The following is a 510-nucleotide window of genomic DNA, read 5'->3' on the forward strand; positions in this document are numbered from 1 at the left end:
AAGGTATTTAACATTAAGCAGATGGCCGCCGCTCTTGCCTATATACAGGACAATAACCTGACCGATTATGAGCAGTTGGCGAAGAAAGCCACCGAGGCGGCAGACCGTTTCCATGTTATTTCCGAACAGGTCAAGCAGACGGAACAGGCCATGAAAACCAATGCCGGGCTAAAGGCCGCAACGGTTCAGTATGCCAAAACCCGCCCAGTCTTTGAGCAGTATAAGGCGACGAAGTACAGCCGGAAATTCCTTGCGGAGCATGAGGCCGACCTTGAACTGTACCGGGCTGCACAAGCGGAAATGCGCTCTCTGCTGGGCGGGGCGAAGCTCCCCAAAATGGATGTGCTGAAGGAAGAAGGCTGTAAGCTCACAGCAAAGAAAAAACAGCTCTATGGAGAATATCAAAAGGCACGACGGGATATGCAGGAGATCGTCACGATCAAAGCGAACATTGACACTCTGATGGGCTACACCGAACCGGGAAGAAAGCAGGAAAAGGAGCGTTAAGGT

1 pseudogene is annotated in these 510 nt (G+C 51.6%); it reads left to right on the forward strand.

From position 1 onward, the window contains the following. Positions 1-507, forward strand: a pseudogene (locus GPK90_RS10050) (relaxase/mobilization nuclease domain-containing protein); the annotation flags it as partial. Positions 508-510: the final 3 nt, after the last annotated feature.

Source organism: Clostridium sp. MCC344, from assembly GCF_018785365.1.
Lineage (GTDB): Bacteria > Bacillota > Clostridia > Lachnospirales > Lachnospiraceae > Pilosibacter.